The sequence below is a fragment of the Chloracidobacterium sp. genome (genome assembly GCA_025057975.1).
Taxonomy (GTDB): domain Bacteria; phylum Acidobacteriota; class Blastocatellia; order Chloracidobacteriales; family Chloracidobacteriaceae; genus Chloracidobacterium.
On sequence record JANWUV010000007.1, the window covers coordinates 100,283 to 121,284 of the forward strand.

The following is a 21,002-nucleotide window of genomic DNA, read 5'->3' on the forward strand; positions in this document are numbered from 1 at the left end:
TGCGCCGTACGGGGCGTCGTCACCCACGAGCACAGACGACTTTAGAAGGAATAACGCAAGGCGAACACGATGCGCCGGTTGCCGCCATCCGTGCCCCACTGGTTGAGAAACGCGGCGGAGGTGCGGACGGCGACCGGAATACCGAAGTTGCGCGTGTTCGTCATGTTGAAGAAGTCCACACGGAGTTGGATGTTGTGGCCTTCCACGATGCGCGTGTTCTTGGCCACGCTGAGGTCAATGTTGCCGATACCGTCGGCGCGCAGGATGTTCCGTCCGGCATCGCCCACGCGCTGACCTGGCCGCAAGGGCGCAAAGAGGCTCGCACCGCCCATCCGCAAAATCTCAGCCACGTTCATTCGGCTCAGATTCCGCGTCGTGTTGAGATTCGGACGAATCGGGTCGCCGACCAACCCGTTGATGCCGGACAGACTCTGCAACGGATCGGAGCCGTTGAAGACCGTGAACGGCGCGCCGCTCTGGAAGGTGATGAAGCCGGAAGTCTGCCAGCCGCCCAACAACCGACCGAGCGCGCCCTGCTGCGCACGGAAGAACGGCAACTCATAGACGAAGTTGCCTGTCAGCCGGTGCGTCCGGTCGTAGCTTGAGACGGCGCGGTCAGCGCGGCGATTGAACGAATCCTGCGGAATGGCGACCTCGCCCGTCGAGGGGTTGAAGATTTCCGAGGCTTCATCAATGAACTTGCTCCACGTGTAGTGGACGCCCGCACTGAAGTCCTGGCTTAGGCGCTTGTCCACGCTGATCTGGAGCGAGTGGTAAATCGAGGACGCCGCGTTGGCGCGCAACCGGACGACGCCGCGCGTTGGGTCCACACGCACGTTGGGGTCAGTCGCCGTCGGTGGCGTCGTACGCGGGCGGTTCGGGTTGGCGTCAATCGTCTGGAACAGCGCCGTCCCCTTCGTGCCGACATAGCCGACGCGCAACACCACGTCGCGCGTCAGTTCGCGCTGGACTTCGAGGCTGTACTGCTCGGCGTAAGGCGACCGGAAATCCGGGGCGACCGTCGTCGCCGCCAGCAAACGCGGGTTGCCAGTGAAGGGCTGCACCGTCCGCAGCGCCGCAAAGGAGTTGGTTGAGGGCAACGTCACTAGCGCCACAAACGGCGAGGCGGTCGCCACGTTGAGCGCGATGTTGAGGAACGAGGCGTCAAAAGCGCGCGCGTAGCCGCCGCGCACCACAAGCTTATCGCCGCCTGTAATCGCGCCCCAGACGCCGCTCCCGTCGTTGCGCGGATTCCAGTTGAACCCAAACCGGGGCTGGAAGTTGTTCATGTCGCGCCCCGGCCGCTCCTCCAACCGGAAGCGCGGGTCATTGCCGTTGGCGGCAACGATCCGGTCATTGAGGCGATAGAGGTTCTCCATCGCGTTGCCGGGCGTTTCATAGCGTAGCCCATACGTGATGGTGAAGTTCGGGCGAATACGCCATTCGTCCTGCCAGAACAAGAACACGTCGGTGAAGTCGTAGTACTGAATGGCTTGCCCGCCGCGCAGCGGGAGGTTGATCTGCGCTGCGAGCGTCGCCGAGTCGTCTACGAACGCCTGCAACGTCGTGTAGTGCAGGCGGCCGCGCAACGTCGGCAGGAAGAAACTCCGAATGTCGCGGTTGGTGATATCCGCGCCAAACTTTAGCGTGTGGTTTCCAACCGTGTAAGTCATTATGTCCTGAAACTGATAGGTGTTGTTCAGGCGTGACTGCGGCAGGTTCACCGCCAGCCCAATCGCCGTCCGACTCACCGCCGCGTTGAAACCGAGCATGCCGAGTTCGCTGATTTCAATCGAAGGGATTTCCTGCGAGGTTGGATCATCGGCGTTGGTGATCGAGTTGAACCGGTTGTAGGCGGCGCGAAACTCATTGACCCAGCGCGGCGAGAAAACATGTGTCCACGTCAGGTTGAGCGCCTGCTGCCGGCCTTTGACGCGGGTGGTCAGCCCCGGTGGGGTGACCTGCCCAGTACCGGATGAAAGCTGGTCGTTGAACAGAAAGCTGCCTGAAACCCGGTTGCGCTCATCAAACTGTTGGTCAATGCGGGCTGACCACTGCCAGTTGTCAAACTTCTGCGACGCCGATCCGGTAAGCGAACCCAGCGGCACAGTGAAAGTCTGACCGCCAATCGTGAAGGTGGCGTTGCGCCCGATGGGAGCCTGCGCGGGCGGCAGGAAGCGGAGCAGCGCCGCCACCTGCGGACGGTCGCCGGCGGCGGCTCGAAGCACCTGCCGCCCGGCCTCGGTCGGCGCCCCGTTGAGCGTAAAGCCCGAACCGAGCGCCCGGTCGGTCCAGCGTTGAAGTGTGCCGAAAAAGAACGTCTTGTTGCGCCGGATGGGGCCGCCCAACGAGCCGCCAATGCGGTTTTCCACGCGGAAGGGCGCCTCCGTCCGTCCGGCGCGTTTGTCGAGGTTGCTGCGCGCGTTGAGCGCGTTGTTGTTGTTGAACCAGAACAGCGACCCGTGGAACTCATTCGAGCCGCTCTTCGTGACTATATTCACCACCGAGCCGCTGTTGCGCCCGAACTCCGGCGCGAACTGGCTGGTGATGATGCGCACTTCCTGAATGAGGTCAGGATTGTTCAGCGGCTGCTGGACGCCCGCCACGCTGGGGTCATTGAGGTCCTGCCCGTCCACCATGAAGTTGTTCGAGCGAACGCGCCCACCGTTGGACGAAAAGCTGATCCCATTGGCGAAGCCCGTCTGCCCCGAACCAAGCTGGCTGACACCCGGCACGGACAGCAGGATGTTGTACACGCTGCCGTTCGTCGCAAACGGTAGGTTCATCAAACGCTTCGAATCAAAGCGTGTGCTGACTTCGGCGTTGGAGGTGTTCAAAATCGAGGCGTCGCCCGTGACGGTGACGACTTCCTGTGTCGCCGCCACCTTCAACGTCACATCCACCACGGCGACTTGGTTGACCAGCAGCTCGATGCCCTGCTGAATGTATTTAGCTTGTCCGGTCGCCTCGACAGTTAGCTCGTAACTCCCAATTGGTAGGCTGCTAAAGCGAAAACGCCCTTCGCCGTCGGTTTGGGTCGTCCGAGTTAGTCCTGTCCGCGTGTTGCGCACCGTAACCGTAGCGTTGCCGACCACGGCTTTTGATTCATCCGACACCGTACCAGTGATCGTTCCGGTGTCGAGTTGAGCGTACCCGACCGTCGCCAACCCACACACCAGAACGAAGCCCTGGAGGAAGCGGCTGATCCAGTTTTTCATACCTTGTGCTCCTCTCTGCTTCGCGGAACCCACCGGCCGCGCCGTTATGGTCAGGCGACCGGCTTTGCTGGCCACAAGAATGCAACTTTGATGCCAACGTGGCGTTACCTCCAAAACAGACGACGGGGGCGCGGGACGCTCGGAAGATTCATGACCCACCGCCGATGAGAACCGGTGTAGGCATAACCACAACCTTCGCCAAGCCTTGGGGTTGCCCGCGAGAGCAGCAGCGCCGTCGCCGCGCCGGAGAACAGTTGTTGCCCGGACGGCATGCAAAGTTTTCGAGATGGCATCCAAAAACTTGTTTTTTTCGGAGAAGTGAGAGCCGCGCCGCGCTATTCAACCCAGACGGAGAAGGCGGCGGCTGGAAACGGTTTGCCCCGTGTCCCACGCTGCACGAAGACCACAGTCGTATAAACGCCGCGTTCCTGCTCGGGGAACGTTAGCTCGAACTGGAAACGGCCACGCGGATCAACGTCAATCTCGCCGGTTGTCCCGTCAGTGTATTGTGCGCCGTCCTGAGGCCTCGGTTTGAGCAGGCGGGCTTTTTCCGGCAGGGTGTAGGGGCGCGGCTGACGAAGTTGGTCCAGGGTCATTGGCTGCGGCAACGGCTCGTGATGCACGACCGCGCCGTAACAAGCAAACTCGGATGGCTCCAGCACCTGCCCGACAATGGTCAGCCGCTCCGTCGGACGCGCCTTGGTCGGCGGCGGCTCAAGGCGGACATAGCGGCTCAGAAACTCCTGCGCCATGCGCAGTTCCTTGCCGACGACGGCGAACCCCAGACCGACATGGGTGTGCTCCGGGTTGAGGATCGTCCGCCGGTGGCCGTCGTTGGGCGGCTTCTCGTCGTGCATGAGGTTGTGCAGCCGTAGGATGGTCGCCGCGATTTCCGCCGGCGTCGCACGGGGGGACAGGCCGGAGAACATCGAAACATTTTCGGCTGAATAGTCCGTGCCGCCCTGTAGCGCAAACCGTAAGTAGGGCGGCAGCCCCTCCCGATTCCAGTGACTCAGGTAGTTGTACTGCGCCATGTCGCGCGCATGGGCGTCGGCAACCCGGTTGGCAAGGTCGTCCAACACGACCGGCGGCGCACCGACGCGCGCCCGCTGAGCGTTGATGACGGCCAGCAACTCACGCCGAACGGCGTCAACATCGAGCGCGGGGGCGTTCAACTCTTGAACCGACGGCTGTGCAGCGGCCGGCTCTCCACTCCGCCCGCAGAAAAGCGCCACTGCCGCTAAAGCTAGTAAGCCGATCCAAAAACGCCGCATATGGGGCATGCTTTTCCAAACTTGGCAAAGCATGGTTTTCAACCGCCGCTGGCAAGATTACCATCTCAGTATTTCTTGCAGGAATGCTGTTTGAGAGCCCATGCCGGATGCGGAGACTGTTTCATCATCATATCGCCTTTTTGAGTCGCCCCATGCGCGAGATCAGTTCGTCGCCGAGCTGGTTGCACAAATCGAACCGCGCTTGATCGCTATCCGCCGGGAGTTGCACCAGCACCCGGAGCTGTCAAACCGCGAAGTACGGACGGCACGCTACCTTGTCCATCGTCTCCAAGAACTTGGCATCACGGACATTCGCGCCAATATCGCCCACCATGGCGTTGTGGCGACCATCCATGGGCGGCAGCCCGGTCGGATTGTTGGCGTTCGGGCCGATATGGACGCCCTGCCGATTGACGAACCGCCGGGGCTTCCTTTCGCATCCGCAACGCCGGGCGTCATGCATGCCTGCGGCCACGACATCCATATGACCGTGGCGCTTGGCACGGCCGAAGTGTTGCACCGCTTGCGCCGGCACTTTTCCGGCACGGTCAAATTCTTTTTCCAACCGGCTGAAGAAGGGCCGCCGCCGGGTGAGGAAGGCGGGGCCAAACTCATGATTGCTGAAGGCGCGCTCGGCTCGCCGCCTCCCGACGCCATCTTTGCGCTGCACTGCTATCCGCCGCTTGAAGTCGGGCGACTTGGCTACAACGCGGGCGTGATGATGTCGAGCTGTGACCGTTTCACCATCACGATTCGGGGCAAGATGGCGCATGGGGCCTACCCGCACCGGGGCGTGGACGCGATTGTGGTCGCTTCCACCGTCGTCATGCTGCTCCAGACGATTCGCAGCCGCATGATCGACGCCCAGCAGCCGATGGTGTTGACCGTCGGCAAAATGCAGGGCGGGCGGCGTTACAACATTGTCGCCGACGAGGTGGTTCTGGAGGGCACGGTGCGGGCGTTTGACGAAACCGTGCGGGTGGATACCGAAGCCTTGATCCACCAGATTGTCGCTAACGCCGTGGCGGGCAGCGGCGCAACCTGCGACATCCGGTACGAACGCCTTGTTCCTCCGCTAGTCAACGACGCCGCGCTCGTCAAGCGCATGCTACCCACACTGCAACGGGTCGTCGGCAGCGAGCGGGTCGTTGAGCATGCGCCGCGCATGGGAGCGGAAGACTTCGCTTACTTTGCGCGTGAGACGCCGGCTATGTTTTACTCGCTAGGCGTGTCCAATCAGGCTGCCGGGATTGGCGGCGACATCCATACGCCTCAGTTTGCGGTGGATGAAGCCTGCATTGGCGTCGGCGTACGGGCGATGACGGCGTTGGCGCTGGATTTCCTCGCGTCATAGCTCCGTCACACAAGGCCTGTAACCGGGCGCACGTCGGCGGCTGACCTTCTAAGCTTGCCCCCCAATGCGACGCCGATTGGGCGTTTGTGAGGTGACGGCCATGAACATGGAGTACTGGGAAGCCACGTTCCCCAAGGCCGAAGCCCTTGCCATTGCCGGACTTGAACCCTACGCTTTCGCTCTGCTGTCGCGCTGGCGGCAGGCTGTTCAGGACGGCTTTGCGCTGCCCTTTCTGGACAAGAAAACGCTCCCGGCACGCGAAGCCCTTGAGGCGCAAGGCTTTTTGATTATTGGTTCCGTCGGAACGCTGGTGGTTGGGATGAACCACCTTGTGATCGTGGCGGTGGGAAGCCTCGACCGCTCCGACGCCTACTGGAGCGTCAACGTCACGCCGTTGTTCCCGGAAGAATTCCATCCACCAGCGTATCCGCAGTAAGGTTCCGCCGCCGGTCGCCGCAGCGTTTGGCGCTCACCGGCCGCCGTTGAGCGTTTGGCGGAAGGCGCGCCCGGGTGTGCCTCCGCCAAGCTTCACCAGTCAATTCGCACCCGGCGACGCCGTTCGGCGGTTCGCCTAGCGTCCGCTGCTTTCGCCGCATGTCTGCACGCACGAGTAAGAGCGAGGGTTTATCAGCGCCCGATTACCTGCTGCCGCACGATCTGGACGCCGAGCGGAGCGTGCTGGCTTCGATTCTGCTTGACAACGAGGTGTGCTACGCGGCGCTCGAACTGCTCAAGCCGGAGGATTTTTTCCGACGAAGCCACCAGCAGATTTTCGACGCGATGCGCGAACTGGCGGAACAGAATCAACCAATTGACCCGACGACGCTAGCGACCGTGCTCCGCCGACGCAATCAGCTTGACGATATCGGCGGCATTCCGGCGCTCTCGGCGCTGCTGGACGCCTACGCCCTACCGTCGAACCTCGAAGCCTACGCCAAGACAGTCAAAGATAAAGCCCTTTTGCGGCGGGCGCTGGAAGTTTGTCGGCAAGGGATTGACGCCTGCCAACGCGGAGAGAAAGAAGCCCATGCCATTTTGGAAGAACTGGAGCGCGACATTTTTGAAGTCGGCGAAGAACGGATTCGGGGCGGCTTTGTCCCTGTCGCCGAGGTCGCCCGCACCCAGTTGCACCGTGTGGAAGCCGCGCAGGAACACAGTCACCGCCTGACAGGATTGGCCACGGGTTTTACGGATTTCGACCGGCTGACCAATGGATTACAACCTTCCGATCTCATCATCGTCGCGGCGCGTCCTTCGGCCGGCAAGACGGCGTTTTGTCTCAACATCGCGCAACATGCGGCGGTCAACGAGGGCAAGTGCGTTGGGATTTTCTCACTGGAAATGTCTAAGGAATCGCTCGTGATGCGCCTGCTGTGCGCTGAAAGCCGCGTGGACTCCCAGCGGCTGCGCAGCGGCTATCTCAACCGCGATGAATGGAAACGATTAGCTGAGGCGCTGGCCGTCTTAACGCAGGCGCAGATTTTCATTGACGACACGCCGGCGGTTTCCGTCGCCGAAATGCGCGCCAAAGCGCGCCGCCTCAAAGCTCGGCAGGGGCGGCTTGACCTCCTGATTGTGGACTATCTCCAGCTCGTCCGCGGACGCGGACGCGCGGAAAACCGGCAAACCGAAGTTTCGCAGATTTCGCGTGACCTCAAAGGGCTGGCCAAGGAGCTCAACGTTCCGCTCATCGCCCTCTCGCAGCTCAGTCGCGCTTCCGAAATGCGCGCCGACCACCGGCCGCTGCTGTCTGACTTGCGCGAAAGCGGCAGCCTCGAACAGGACGCCGACGTGGTGGCCTTCATCTTTCGGGAAGAGATGTACAACCCGACGGAGGACAACGCCGGGCGAGCTGAACTTATCGTCGCCAAGCAACGCAACGGGCCGACCGGCACGGTTTATTTGACGTTTATCAAAGCCTGCACTCGCTTTGACAACTTCTGGGAAGAACCTCTATGAAGTGCCGTCGTGCGCCGCCGGTGCAGGGTCGGAGACGGACGCGCGACGGCTGTTCAGCGGTCATCCCTAATGGCCGCACTGTTTTTCGGGAGTTTGGTTTATGGATGTTCGGTCACGACCGCTGTGCTGCCGCCCTGTCACCAGCGAAGAGCGCGCGGCGCAACTCGCCGCCGTTCGGCACTGGAAGGTTCAGGGTAGTTTGATTAAATCGCGCTTGCTGTATCTGCAAATGAAGCATGGGATTGCCACGCTCAAGCGCATCCTCAACGACCTTGACGAAGCCGATCGCGCAACGCTGACTAAAACAGTGTTTGTCGGCGAATGGTATGATCTTGGGTTACTGATGCGGCTAGATGCGGCGATTGCTGCGGCGCTGGGCGACACGACGCCCGATGTCGTGGAAGCTTTAGGCGCGTTTTCAGCCGAACTCAACATCGGCGGCACGTATGAAAGTCTCGTCCAGCGGGATGTGGACGGTTTCTTACGGCTTTCGGCCGTCGTTTCCCCAACGTTCCAGACCTTCGGCAGCGCGCGCTACGAACCGGAACAAACGACCGGGCCAGTACGCGCTGGCACGGTTTGTCTGGCCTATGACCTGCCGCCGCCGTCACAGTACTGCCAATCCGGGATTGGTTACTTTCGCCGCGCCGTTGAACTCTGCGGCGGCGTCAACCCCGACGTGACGGTGACAGCTTGCCGGCGCGAAGGCGCCGCCGAGTGTCGGTTTCGGATTTGCTGGCAACCGAGCGGTGGCTCTACGCTCCCCATGGCCTGACGCGCCCGCCGTTGAAGAAGCGTCCCCATCGCTCCCGCAATTTGTTCCCGCACTGTTTCCGAGCGGTTTCCTATGCAGCGGCATCATTTGTGCGAAGTACGGCGTTCTCCGATCCATGGGTGGGGCGTGTTCGCCACGACATTCATCAAGGCGGGAACGCGCATCATCGAATACAAGGGCGAGCGGATCAGCCGCGCCGAGGCCGACCGACGGTACGCGCGCAAACTGCAGTACACCACCCACACGTTTCTCTTCATCATTGACGAGCAGACGATGCTGGACGGCGGTCGCTTCGGCAATCTGGCCCGTTACATCAACCACGCCTGCGAACCCAACTGTGAAAGCGTGCAGGACGCCAACGGGCGGGTGTTTATTGAGGCGTTGACCGACATTGAGCCGGGGGCGGAGTTGACGATGGACTACCATTTGCAGGTGGTGGGGGGCGACCCGGAAACGTGGCGACGCGATTATCCCTGTTACTGTGGGGCGGCGACATGCCGTGGGACGCTGGTTGGCCCGCGTCCGGGAGCGGCCGCTGCGTCGCCGGCGTCTACACAAGTTTTCACGCCGCCTAAGGAACGTTTCCATGGATACCGTCTATGACCGCGCGCGCCGTATTGAGGTGCTGCTGATGGACTGCGACGGCGTCCTGACCGAAGGCTTCATCTACCTTTTACCGGACGGAACAGAGTTCAAGGCTTTCAACTCGCAGGACGGCCATGGTCTCAAACTCGCCCGGCGGGCGGGGCTGCGGACGGGGGTGATCAGCGGGCGGCGTTCGACGGCGTTGGAGCAGCGCGCCCGCGAAACCGGCGTTGAGTTTCTCTGTCAGGCGGCCGACGACAAGGCGCAACGTCTGACTGAACTGATGGCGGCGCATGGCTTTCCGCCCGAAGCCGTCGCCTTCATTGGGGACGACCTGCCGGACGTGCCGGTGATGGAACGGGTAGGGCTGGCGGTGGCGGTCGCTAACGCTGTCCCAGAAGTCAAGCAGGTCGCCCACTACGTGACGACCCGCCCCGGCGGACGCGGCGCGGTACGGGAGGTTGTTGAGCTAATTCTGAAAGCGCAGGACAAATGGAAGGCTGAGTTTTTATTCATAGCCTGACCATGACGCTCCATCAGCCGCCGACGCCGACCGCCACCGGGATAGCGACTAGAGCGACGCGAGCGCACTGCACCGGCTGGCCGCTGACCAGGCCCGCAGTTTGGCGAACTGACGCGCAGTGAAACCGTCTGGCCGAACGGCCCGACAAGTTGGGAACCGGGACCAGTCGGCAGGCGGACGGAACAATCCGTGTCGTCCTCACCGCCTCCGGTTCGGCGCGACAAAACGCAGGCCCAGCGGCAAAACACGCCACTTCGGCTTGCTGAACGATGTGCGTAGCCGCAGGAGCGGCGCGTCAGGCAAAACAGCCCGCCGTGGGCGGCGGGGACTCTGGGCCTGAGGCGAATGCGCCGCGCGTCACTGTGATTTATCCCTGCCCTGCAATTGGGAGGCGGCGGCAAGCTACCTCCCAAAACCGTTGAAACAGTTCGCCGGCGCGTCGCTTGACTCACGCGGAAGCAACTCTAGTAGCCAATCGCCAGCGCGTCCGGGTTGCGCGGATCGGACGCCCCTAGTCTGACGCCGGTCGCGTCAATCATGATGCCTTCAGCGTCGCCGTTGTAACGCGGTATGACATCCAACCGATGACCTTTGGCTTCCAAAGCGCGGCGTGTGTCTGCTGTCATCCCGTACGGCTCCCACATCACGACATCTGGCAGCCACTGGTGATGCAAACGTGGCGCATCAATCGCCTGCTGCAAGTTCATCTTGTGATCAATAACGTTGATGATGATCTGAATCACCGTGGAAATGATGGTCGGCCCGCCCGGACTGCCAACCGCAAACCATGGCTTGCCGTCCTTGAGAACAATCGTCGGCGTCATCGAAGACAAGGGCCGCTTCCCCGGCGCAATGGCGTTGGCTTCACCCTGAATCAATTGAAAGGCGTTCGGCGAGCCGGGCTTGGCGGTGAAGTCGTCCATTTCGTTGTTGAGCAGAACACCCGTGCCGGGTACCGTCACGCCAGCGCCGTACGGGCCGTTGAGCGTATAGGTGTTCGCCACAATGTTGCCTTCAGCGTCCACAATTGTGAAGTGCGTGGTTTCTGCCGCCTCTGACACTGGCGCTTCCGGCCCCGCTCGGACGGCGGCGCTCGGCGTCGCACGATTCGGATCAATCGTTGCACGCCGTTCCCTGGCGTAGCTCTTAGAAATGAGCATGTCTACCGGTACCTGCACAAAATCCGGATCGCCCATGAGCGCAGCGCGGTCGGCGAACGACCGTCGCAGAGCCTCAATTAGCAAGTGACTCGCCTCGGATGAACCGGGACCTAACGCCGCCAAATCGTCGCCCTCAAGTTGGTTGAGGACATTGAGCAAGACGACGCCGCCGGAACTGGGCGGCGGGAACGTCACGATTTCATAACCCCGATACGTCCCACGCAACGGCGTGCGCTCGACTGGGCGGTAACGCTTCAGGTCGTCCAACGTGATAAGGCCGCCGTTGGCGGCCATGGCGGCGGCAATCCGACGGGCGGTTTCGCCTTCGTAAAACTCACGTGGGCCGCGCCGTTCAAGCCGCTCCAACGTATCCGCCAACTCCGGCTGACGGAAAATCTCGCCTTCCGCGTAGTAATTGCCGTTCCGATGGAAAATTCGCCGACTTTCGGGATCGCGCGCCAAACGTTCGGCGATCCGCAGACCCTGCGCCATAGCGTAGCTCACCGGAAATCCCTCGCGCGCCAGTCGTCGCGCCGGAGCGACGACCTGCGCCCATTTGAGCCGGCCGTACTTGCGCAGCGCCAAGTCAAAACCCGCCACCGTGCCGGGCACGCCGACCGCTGCATAGCCCACTGTGGACTTCTCCACCACGTGGTTGCCGTCCGCGTCAAGGTACATGTCGCGGCGCGCAGCAGCCGGAGCGGTTTCACGGTAGTCAATCGCCGTCGTCCGGCCGTCGGCCATCCGAATGAGCATAAACCCGCCGCCGCCAAGGTTGCCCGCGACCGGAAACGTCACAGCCAATGCCAGTCCGACGGCGACGGCGGCGTCCACGGCATTGCCGCCGCGTTGGAGAATGTCCACGCCGACCCGTGACGCTATGGCGCTCGCCGACGCCACCATCGCTTTAGGGGCGCGCACCGGCTGCCGCGCCACTTGCGCACGGACGACGGCCGGCGGCGACGCTGCGCTGACCAGGGCGACGGCGCACCACAGCGCCGTCCACAACCGCGAATAGGGTGAGCAAATTCTCATCTCATCTTCCTACCGTCATATCCTTAGGCCGTGGTCACGGCTTGGGCTTGACGCTCAACGCTACAAAATCGCCCAGTTTGCCGTAGCGCGCCGCATCAAAAGTTTCTGGGTCGGCCTCCTCCGCCACGACGGTCACAATCAGCATGCGCGTCCCTTTGCGATAGGCGGCAAGATGCTCCGGGACGCCCAACCCTTCCTCGCTGTGGAAGCGACCGTTGATGTGAACGACGAGAGGGTGTGGGACGCGCGCCAGCGTTTCAGCAATGGCATGCGCCATACTCGCGTCCCACAGCGACTGTGAATCCAGCATCCGCGAAAGATTCGACGTGGGATGCGTCCCGCCGCCGGCGCCGTGCAGGTCGGTCATCAGTCGCCGGAACTTCGCCTCATACGCTTCTGAGGCCAACCCGTAGGGCAACGGCGGCAGAAAGGCGCGCGCCGGCGCGGAGAGCTTCGTCAGCGCCTCGCGCCCTTCGCGGCCGACCAAGTTGACGTAGCGGCGCGGCGCATTCGCCGCCACCACGGGGAGTTGGTGCGCTTTGGCGAACTCCACCAACGGACGATAATCACTCTGGTAGTTGTTCCACGGCCGGCTGCATGCCAGAAACTGATTTTCGGGTATCAAGCCGGCCAAGTATTCGTCCAGTACAAGTTGTACGTCGCGCTCAAACATTTCCAGCGACAGCACGACCTGCCGCTTATCCACGGCGGCGTCCGCGCCGTAGCGGGCGTAGGCCGCGCGCAGCAGGTCGAGTTGCAGAGCATGCGCGCCGGGGTCGTCGTGGGACTCGCCAATGAAGACCACCTCCGTGCGGGCCAGCGCCCCAACCAAGTCGTCGAGCGTCGCCGGCTGGCCGTCGGGTTTGTACAGACGATACGCCGGCGTTGTAGATTGTCCGTACACAGGTTGACTCAGTCCTCCCAGCCAACTCGCCAGCCAACTCAGACTCGCCGCCCACAGAACCAGCCGCTGGAGTCGTCGTCTGCGTCCCCACACCCTCATAGTCGTTTCTCCGGTCGCTGCGCCGACCGGCCGGACACGGCCGGGGACAGCGTACGCCAGCAAAAGGTGAATGCCGGTTCACTCCGCGCCGTCAAGAAAGCCCAGCCGTGACCACCGGGCGCAAGCGTAAACTCGTGCGGGATGTTCAACGCCTCCAGTGTTTCGTGCAGCCGTTGGTTGCCGACATCAAAACGGTAACGGTCTTCCGTTCCGACATCAAAGTAGATCTTGAGCCGCCGGATGGCGTCGGCTTGCGCCCGCGCTATGGCGAGCGGACTATGCGCCTCGAAAAACGCGGCGTCCGGCGGGTCGCCGTAGAGTTTGGTCGCCAGGCTGTAGCGCCACGCGCCGATGCGATCCTCGGCCGACTGCGGCGGGCGCGGCGGCTCCGTGAAAATGGCCGCGCAGTGCGCCGCGACGCCCGCAAACAGCGTCGGGTGCTTGAAGGCGATCAGCAGCGCGCCGTAGCCGCCCATCGAAATGCCTGCAATCATTCGCCCTTCGCGGACGCCGAGCGTTCGGTAACGCCGCTCAATAAAGGGTAGAAAATCCCGCACGATGGCGTCTTCATACCGGTCGCCCTGCTTGGCGTTGATGTAGAAGCTGTTTTCGCCGCGCGGGATGGCGACGATGAATTCGCCGACCCGTCCTTTTTCGCGGAGCGCGTCAAGCGCCGCCTGTACGCCGCGCGTTTCCCAGTCACGTTCGTCGTTGAACATCCCATGCAGGAAAATCACCAGCGGGTAGCGGCGCTCCGGCGACGCGGCGTATGACGGCGGCAGCGAGACGGCGTAGGGTACGTCGCGTCCTAGACTCTCCGAACGAAACGTCCCGTACTCAACCACGCCGGGCGATGCAGCGTGGCCATCCGGCCCATCCGCCGCCGCGCCGCCCACTGTCCCCACCCAGCCGGCCAGCCATAGAAGGGCGACGCTAATGACCACCGGCTTCATGACGCACTGGAAGAGGACGCGGCGGACGGCGTGTTGGGGAAGTGATTGAGGTTGAGCCGTTCGGCGCAGCGATCCGACATGTCAATCATCGCCGCCGCATTGATAGCCGCCGCGATGCAAATCGTCTCGCTGATTTCCTCCTTCGTCGCGCCAAGTTCGAGCGCCTTCTTCATATGACCGTCAAGACAGCCCTCGCACTTGGCGACGAGCGACGCCGCAATTGAAATGAGTTCCTGAATTTTCGGATCAAGAACGCGCCGCTCCGGCGTGTAGTACAGCTCTTTGTAGTACGCGCCGTACACTTTTTTCATGCGCGGCTCAAGCATGGAATACGACCTGCTCGGCGCGTCGCCGGAGGTTGGAATCAATGGTTCGTTGACATCAGGCATGATCATTCCCTAAGCGGACGGAGACGCCGGGGCGTCTCCAAAATGCATCTTGGACAGTGGAGCAAGCCTGGTCCGGCGGCGAGTCGCCATTCACCGTCGGTCGGTTACTTCACCAGTGTCAGCTTTTCCGTAAACGAGCGGTCACCGTAGTTGATGGTCATTTCGACCATGTTCTTCTTGGCTACTAGCGAAATCCGCATAGCGTCGCTCTGAGGCGCGCCGGGCTTGAACTCCACTGGACGCGAGGCGAGGATGGGGCCATCCGGCGTCTCCGTAAACACGTTGCCGGGGACAAGAAACGTCCCCCTGTCACCGCTTGGCTGGAAGCTACGTACTTGCATGCCCATCTTGTGGGCGAGACCCTTCGGCACAATAACAAGGACATAATCGCCGGGATCAAACTCACGGCCGAAGAACTTCGCCCGCGCTTTGAGCGTCAGGTGCGCGATGGGCCATGTGCGCGTACTGTAGAACTGGTTGCCGCCGTTTTCGATGTAGCCAAACGTCTGCGCTCCCCACGGCAGATTCAAGTAGCGTACAGTGACGGCATCGGCGACATTACCCAGCTTAGCGGAGGCGGTTTGAATCGTCGTCGCCTTGCGTGGATCGTTCTCGCCTGTATTCATCCCTTCCTGAACGGCCGCCGCCAGGGTGGTGGTCGGCGAATGCGTGACGACCGGGCCGAGACCAAGTAGGGCGGCTAGGGCCAGAGTTCCGGTGCGAACAGGTGTCATGGTGTCTCTTCCTCGCGTGAGAGTTTTGAGATTCAGAGGCGGCGCGTCGGACGCGCTGCTGCGCTTACCTACGGTATCATGACTGCCTGCTGAAGAAAGCCGTCTATAGCCTCGATGTACCGCTGGGGCGAGACGGCGTAGGCTTCGCCGTGCGCCGCGCCGCCGATGACCAGCTTGCGGCTGGCCGGGTGCCGTGCCGCACGGTAAAGCGGTTCAAGCGTGGTTTCAACCGGCATGCGCCGGTCGCGTCCGCCGCCGATGAATAGGATTGGGACGGTGATGCGGCGGGCGACGCGCTCTAGGTCGAAGTCGCCAACGGCGAAGCCCATCCGCCACGCGGTCGTATAGGTCAGCACCGGGGCTAGCGGCCAGTGGGGCAACCCCAAATAGCGTACGTCGTTGCTAACGGCGTCCCGAAAGGAACGAAAGCTGCTGTCGCTGACGACGGCGGCGACTTCCGGGGTTTCAGCCGCCGCCAGCAGGCTTGCCGCCGCGCCCATAGAGACGCCTAGCAGCACAATCCGGTCGTAGGGCGCACGCCGCCGGACAAACTCAACGGCTGCCCGTACATCGCGGCGCTCAACATAACCGACGGTGCAGAACTCGCCCCGGTGTTTACCGTGGCGGCGTACGTCGTACAGCAGCACGCCGTAGCCGAGCTTCCAGAGCGCCACACCGCGCTCCAACATTTCATAGCGCGAGCGAAACAGCCCGTGAGTCAAAATGATGGTGACCTGCCGTGTCCGTGCCGGCAAATACCAGCCAGTGAGCGGAATCCCGGAAGATTCAAACCTAACATCCTCATATTGCGCGCCCAGCGCCGCCGGCGTATCCGTGCGGCGACGTTCATCAGGGCGCGTCCGTGCTTTGGTGACGGCGACGCCGGCAAGGTAGGGGAGTCCCAACCCGATGATGAGCAGCCACGCGGCGACACGCCGCAACAACCGCGGGTAGAGACGTAGCTTTGGTGGGTCCACCACAGCGCGTCCCGTTTGCGGGTCGTCCAGATTGCGCAAGCAAGCCCAGGCGACGATGGTGAGGCCAGTGCAGACAGCCGCGACCGCCAAGAAGCCGCCGGACGAATAAACCAGCCCGGCGAGGACGACGGCGGCGACAATCCCCAGTTGGGAGAAGCCGTTGCGCAAGGCGATGAAAGCCGGGCGCTCATGCGGAGCGACCAGTTCCGTCGTCAGAGCTTGAAGCGGGGCGACACGCGCGGCAGCGCAAAAGGCGGCGAACGCCGTCGCCAGATGGAGTCCCCATGTCCAAGCGAAGGTCGGGACCAGCAGCAGTCCCACCGCCATCCACCCATTGGCGAGCACCGCCACCCGTCGCTTGCCGTAGCGGTCGGCCAACTTGCCGCCGACGAAGCCGCCGCCGACGGCACCGACGCCCGTCACGCCGAACAGCATGCCGATGCGGAACTCGTCGGCGCGGAAGGCGTCGGAAAGCCACGTCCCCAGAAAAGCCGAGAAGGCGACGAGACCGCCGGAGACGAACGCCGCGCTGATGAGCGCCAACCCATGCGAGCGGGAGCGTGTCGCCATGCGCCACAGGTCGCGGACGCCGCCGACCTGCGCGCCGGATGACGTTTGAGTTGCCGGGAGCGGAAACCGCAGCACCAGCCCACCCGCGACGGCCGCCGCCGCTGCTGCGAACCAGAACGCCGCCGTCCAGCCGAAGCGCCCGACCAGAAACGCGCCCAGTGGAACGCCGATGACTGGTGCCAAGAAGTAACTGACCGCCACGCCGCTCATTTGCACGCCGCGCGCAGCGTAACTTGAAGCGTTGGCCAGCGCCGCAATCGCCAGCGCCGACACCAGTCCGCCGGAGAAACCGGCCGCAGCCCGCGCCAAGTAAAACACCCATATGTTCGGCGCGAGGGCGGCCGTCAGCGCCGCCGCCACGGCCAGCAGCCCCGCCAACGGCAAGCCGCGTGTCGGGCGCAGTGTTCGCCCTGGGCCGACCAACCAAAACGCTGTCGCGGCGTTGGCGAGTGAATACACACCGGCGCTTTGCGCAACGGCCGATTTGGACGCCCCCAACCCAGCCGCAACGCCGGGGGCGATGGCGCCGATGAGCTGGGAATCCACAAGGGCCGCCAAGATCAGCAGACACACCGCCCAGTAGGCCACAATCTCACGGCTTCCGGGATGACGCATCAGAAAACCATCTCATTTCGGGAAGGACGTTCGCGCGCCGTACCATCCCAAACAACCTTTTGTTTGGCAACCGGATCACCGCCCTGTTCGGCGTCCTGGGGCGGGGCGGACGGCGGCGACGCGGCTGAAAAATGCTCCCGCTCGGTGGCGTCAGCGTTTGATCCGTGCATTAGGATGAAAACATTGGGGAACGGCTCGCCCCGGCCGTCCCCGAAATATCACCCAGTTTCACCGCAGCCCAACGCGCTTTCACCCCGAAGTTGATGGAGGATGCCTGATGCGGCGTGACGCTTCGGCAACGAAAAACCCCTTACCAACCACTCCGTGGCATGCACTGGCGACGCATGACATTTATGACCGACTGGCGACGAACGCAAACGGGCTGACCACTGCCGAAGTTGAGACCCGCCAGCGTCAATATGGACGCAATCTCCTTCCGACCAAGCCGCCGCCGAAGCTGTGGGTGGTCATTCTGCACCAGTTCGCAAATTCACTCATTTATATTCTGCTCATTGCTGGTGTGGTGGCGCTGGCGATTGGCGACTTCAAGGATGCAGGGTTCATTTTCGGCGTCGTTGTCCTCAATGCCATTATCGGGACGTATCAGGAATGGCAGGCGGAGCAAAACGCCCACGCCCTGCAAAACCTGCTTGAGATTCGTGCGCGCGTCCGGCGCAACGGCGAGGCCTTGTCGGTTTCCGCCGAAGACCTCGTGCCGGGTGACATCGTTTTGTTAGAAGCCGGCGACAAAGTAGCGGCGGACGTGCGTTTGGTTCAGGTTTCCAACCTCGGCGTAGATGAAGCCCTGCTCACGGGAGAATCTATGCCAATCACCAAGTCGGTGGCGGTGTTACCCGAACCGACGCCCGTGAGTGACCGACTCAACATGGTCTTCGCCGGTTCGCTGGTCGTCACCGGACGTGCGATGGGCGTCGTGGTTGAGACTGGAACGCGCACGGAAGTCGGACGCATTGCGCAGTCGCTGGTTGAGGTGGCGAGCGCCAAACCGCCGCTGCTGGTACGGATGGAGCGATTTTCGCATCAGGTCGGCTTCATCATCCTCGCTTGTTCGTGCGTCTTGGGAGTCGTGTCGGTCTTCCAAGGGTTGCCCGTCCGCGAGGTGTTTATGGTGATGGTCGGGCTAGCGGTGGCCGCCATCCCCGAAGGATTGCCCGTCGCCCTGACAGTGGCGCTGTCCATCGCTACGGCGCGGATGGCGAACCGCAAGGTGATTGCACGGCGGTTGGTGGCGGTGGAGAGTTTGGGCAGTTGTACGGTCATTGCCAGCGACAAAACCGGAACGCTGACGCTCAATGAGCAAACTGCACAGGTCATCGTATTGCCCGATGGACAACGCTGTGAGGCGCATGGACAGGGCTACAACGGCGAGGGCGAGGTCACATTAGCCGGCGGCAAGCCGCTTGATGACATGCAACGCAAAAGACTGCTCCGGCTGGCGCGCGCGGCCGTCCTGTGCAATGAGGGATCGCTGACGCGCACGGAGAGCGGCTGGCGGCACAGCGGCGACGCGATGGACGTGGCGTTGTTGGCGCTGGGTTACAAGCTCGGATTGACGCCGGACGCTGAACGCCAAGCGCATCCGCCGCTGGCGGAAATCCCCTTTGAGTCCGAACGTCGTTATGCCGCCGTCGCCTACCGCGTCGGAGACCAAACGCACGCAGCGGTCAAAGGCGCGGTGGAGGTCGTCGCAGGCTTCTGCCGGACGATGGAAACAGCGCAGGGCGAGCAGGCGCTCAACCTTGAGCGCGTCGTCCGGCAAGCGGATGCACTGGCGGCTGAAGGCTACCGCGTGCTCGCCATTGCGCACGGCGCTGTTGAAACGCCAGTTGAGACACCGGCCGACCTAGAAAAGGTCAAGTGTCTGGCGCTTGTCGGGTTGGTAGGTTTTATTGACCCCTTGCGGCCGGAGGTCAAGGACGCCGTCGCCCGCGCACAACGCGCCGGCGTCAAGGTGATGATGATTACCGGCGACCATCCGCTGACGGCACTGGCGATTGCGCGTGAGTTAGGTCTGGCGCAAACCAAGGAGCAGACGGTCACTGGTCAGGAACTGGCGGCGGTGCCGCGCGAGCAGCTCGGCCGGTGGCTGGATGAGCACCCGCAGGTGCGTGTCTTTGCCCGCGTTACGCCCGACCAAAAGCTCGCGATTGTGGACGCGCTGGTGGCGCGCGGCGAAGTCGTGGCTGTCACCGGCGACGGCGTCAATGATGCGCCAGCGCTCAACCGAGCCAACATTGGCGTGGCGATGGGGTCAGGTACGGATGTCGCCAAGGAAGCGGCGCAGATCATCATCGCCGACGACAATTTCGCTTCTATCGTCGCTGGCATTGAGGAGGGGCGTTATGCCTACGCCAACATCCGCAAGGTGACATGGTTTTTGATCTCGACCGGCGCAGCGTCGCTGATTCTCATCGGCGGGACAGTCGCGCTGGCGCTGCCGATGCCGTTGTCAGCCGTCCAGTGGTTATGGCTCAACCTTGTCACAAACGGCATTCAGGACGTGGCGCTGGCGTTTGAGGCGGGAGAACCCGGCGCGATGCAGCAACCGCCGCGTGATCCGAAGGAAGGGATTTTCGACCGGCGGATGATGACGCGCGTTCTGCTGGGCGGTGTCACGATGGCGATCCTCTGCTTTGGGCTGTGGGTGTACCTGATGCAGACAGGAGTTGAAGTCACGGCGGCGCGCAACATCCTGCTGGCGTTTTTTGTGCTGATTCAGTTTTTCTACGTACTCACCTGCCGGTCGGAGACGGCGTCGGCGTTCACGATTTCATGGCGGCGCAATCCAGTGTTGGTCGGTGGGGCGCTGACGGCGCTGGCCATTCACATCCTCTCGATGAACTGGCCGGTGATGCAGGCGATCTTGCGCCTCGAACCGCTGTCGTTGGACAAATGGTTGGGGCTGGGCGCGTTGGCGACCATCGTGTTCATCGTAATGGAGATTTACAAACGTCGGCAACGCCTTGAACAGGAGCACGCACCGGTTCGGGAAACCCCAACGGCGGCCTGAGACTGATGCAGAGGCAATTGACGTCATCCCACCCAGCTAACCGAGGGTGCTTTCCGAGACAACAGAGCAGGCTACATTTGAAGTTCAGCGGCGTTTCGCGCCGAAAAACCTGAACTTTTCTGTGATGAGCGGGCGTCGCCGTGCCTTTCGGCGGGAAAACAGTAAACGCTGTCGCTCTTCCGTCGAGGATGATCCCCGCCGTAGCTAACGCCGGTTTCCAGCCTGCGCAGCAGACAGCATCTACAGTCCAACGATGAGCGCCAACGGAGTAGCCTTAGGTGAGCATGACCCGGCTTCTGCGATGGAGGAACCTGCAGGTAGCGGCGACGCAGAAGACGCAGAACATGACGGTGTACACGCAGACGGCGGACGGGAGAAGTGGCGATCGGGTGGTGGTAACCGTGGAGCATTGATCGCCGCGCCGCAGCTGTGGTCGCAGGGGCGGTAACGCAGGTGTTGAGTGGGGGACAGATGGCGCGCTATGAGCAGCCGTTTAGCGACGGAAGGGCAGATGTCTTTGTTTGGCGCAACCCGCCCTCAGCCCTAGCGATGAGATGACGCAGTGGTTTTTTGAAGCAGCTGAAAGACACACAGAGGCGGCAGACGCGCCTCTATGGACCTGTGCTGGAGACGACAACGTGCAGAGCATCAGCTACACGAACACAAACGAGCGGCCGCCCACGCCCCCGACACTGGGGCTTTACGTAGATGTGGATTTCAACCAGCTGACGGGGGTGACAGATAGGCCGCGACGTGCAAGTGCTATCCGTGAACGGGCGGCTTGGCGCGGGACAGCTGAAGCGTATAGACGGCTGCTAATCAATCACACAATCACCTCGTGGGGACG

The 21,002-nt window shown here is 62.5% G+C and carries 16 protein-coding genes; 7 read left to right on the top strand and 9 right to left on the bottom strand.

From position 1 onward, the window contains the following. Positions 1-41: 41 nt before the first annotated feature. Both NZ585_07810 and NZ585_07815 read right to left on the bottom strand, forming a co-directional pair. Positions 42-3,218 (bottom strand): carboxypeptidase regulatory-like domain-containing protein, encoded by a 3,177-nt coding sequence (locus tag NZ585_07810; protein ID MCS7079941.1) that lies wholly within the window; start codon positions 3,216-3,218, stop codon positions 42-44. Positions 3,219-3,553: 335 nt separating this feature from the next. Next, positions 3,554-4,492, bottom strand: coding sequence for a CAP domain-containing protein (locus tag NZ585_07815; protein ID MCS7079942.1), 939 nt, complete (start codon positions 4,490-4,492; stop codon positions 3,554-3,556). 100 nt (positions 4,493-4,592) lie between these two features. Here NZ585_07815 and NZ585_07820 point away from each other — a divergent pair, with 100 nt between their 5' ends. The 6 genes from NZ585_07820 (at position 4,593) to NZ585_07845 (ending at position 9,688) form a co-directional block, all read left to right on the top strand. Next, on the top strand, positions 4,593-5,846 hold the full coding sequence (locus NZ585_07820) for a M20 family metallopeptidase (GenBank protein MCS7079943.1): 1,254 nt from the start codon (positions 4,593-4,595) through the stop codon (positions 5,844-5,846). A 100-nt stretch (positions 5,847-5,946) separates the two neighbouring features. After that, complete coding sequence (locus NZ585_07825) at positions 5,947-6,282, top strand: hypothetical protein (GenBank protein ID MCS7079944.1); 336 nt, start codon at positions 5,947-5,949, stop codon at positions 6,280-6,282. A gap of 158 nt (positions 6,283-6,440) precedes the next feature. Further along, entirely contained in the window at positions 6,441-7,805 is a 1,365-nt protein-coding gene (gene dnaB / locus NZ585_07830; protein ID MCS7079945.1) for a replicative DNA helicase, read from the top strand. A gap of 100 nt (positions 7,806-7,905) precedes the next feature. Next, positions 7,906-8,580: a hypothetical protein gene (locus tag NZ585_07835; protein MCS7079946.1), complete on the top strand. Its 675-nt coding sequence runs from the start codon at positions 7,906-7,908 to the stop codon at positions 8,578-8,580. A 72-nt stretch (positions 8,581-8,652) separates the two neighbouring features. Continuing rightward, positions 8,653-9,183 carry an SET domain-containing protein-lysine N-methyltransferase gene (locus tag NZ585_07840; GenBank protein MCS7079947.1) on the top strand — a complete coding sequence of 177 codons (531 nt, stop codon included), beginning with the start codon at positions 8,653-8,655 and terminating at the stop codon, positions 9,181-9,183. Next, positions 9,167-9,688, top strand: coding sequence for an HAD hydrolase family protein (locus tag NZ585_07845; protein MCS7079948.1), 522 nt, complete (start codon positions 9,167-9,169; stop codon positions 9,686-9,688). Before NZ585_07840 ends, NZ585_07845 begins: the two co-directional genes overlap by 17 nt. Before the next feature lie 464 nt (positions 9,689-10,152). Here NZ585_07845 and ggt read toward each other — a convergent pair whose 3' ends face one another. From ggt to NZ585_07880, 7 genes are all read right to left on the bottom strand, one after another. Then, positions 10,153-11,883 (bottom strand): gamma-glutamyltransferase, encoded by a 1,731-nt coding sequence (ggt, locus tag NZ585_07850; protein ID MCS7079949.1) that lies wholly within the window; start codon positions 11,881-11,883, stop codon positions 10,153-10,155. A gap of 34 nt (positions 11,884-11,917) precedes the next feature. Beyond that, positions 11,918-12,886 (bottom strand): ChaN family lipoprotein, encoded by a 969-nt coding sequence (locus tag NZ585_07855; GenBank protein ID MCS7079950.1) that lies wholly within the window; start codon positions 12,884-12,886, stop codon positions 11,918-11,920. Then, positions 12,883-13,839: an esterase family protein gene (locus NZ585_07860; GenBank protein ID MCS7079951.1), complete on the bottom strand. Its 957-nt coding sequence runs from the start codon at positions 13,837-13,839 to the stop codon at positions 12,883-12,885. Before NZ585_07860 ends, NZ585_07855 begins: the two co-directional genes overlap by 4 nt. Beyond that, on the bottom strand, positions 13,836-14,228 hold the full coding sequence (locus NZ585_07865) for a carboxymuconolactone decarboxylase family protein (GenBank protein MCS7079952.1): 393 nt from the start codon (positions 14,226-14,228) through the stop codon (positions 13,836-13,838). The genes NZ585_07860 and NZ585_07865 overlap by 4 nt, the downstream gene beginning before the upstream one ends. Positions 14,229-14,332: 104 nt before the next feature. Continuing rightward, positions 14,333-14,962 carry a hypothetical protein gene (locus NZ585_07870; protein MCS7079953.1) on the bottom strand — a complete coding sequence of 210 codons (630 nt, stop codon included), beginning with the start codon at positions 14,960-14,962 and terminating at the stop codon, positions 14,333-14,335. A gap of 68 nt (positions 14,963-15,030) precedes the next feature. Continuing rightward, positions 15,031-17,124: an MFS transporter gene (locus tag NZ585_07875; protein MCS7079954.1), complete on the bottom strand. Its 2,094-nt coding sequence runs from the start codon at positions 17,122-17,124 to the stop codon at positions 15,031-15,033. Beyond that, on the bottom strand, positions 17,124-17,294 hold the full coding sequence (locus NZ585_07880) for a hypothetical protein (protein MCS7079955.1): 171 nt from the start codon (positions 17,292-17,294) through the stop codon (positions 17,124-17,126). Before NZ585_07880 ends, NZ585_07875 begins: the two co-directional genes overlap by 1 nt. Positions 17,295-17,401: 107 nt before the next feature. Between NZ585_07880 and NZ585_07885 the strand changes: the two genes are divergently transcribed. Next, a complete protein-coding gene (locus tag NZ585_07885) occupies positions 17,402-20,155 on the top strand; it encodes an HAD-IC family P-type ATPase (protein MCS7079956.1) in 2,754 nt (917 codons plus the stop codon). The last annotated feature ends 847 nt before the right edge of the window (positions 20,156-21,002 follow it).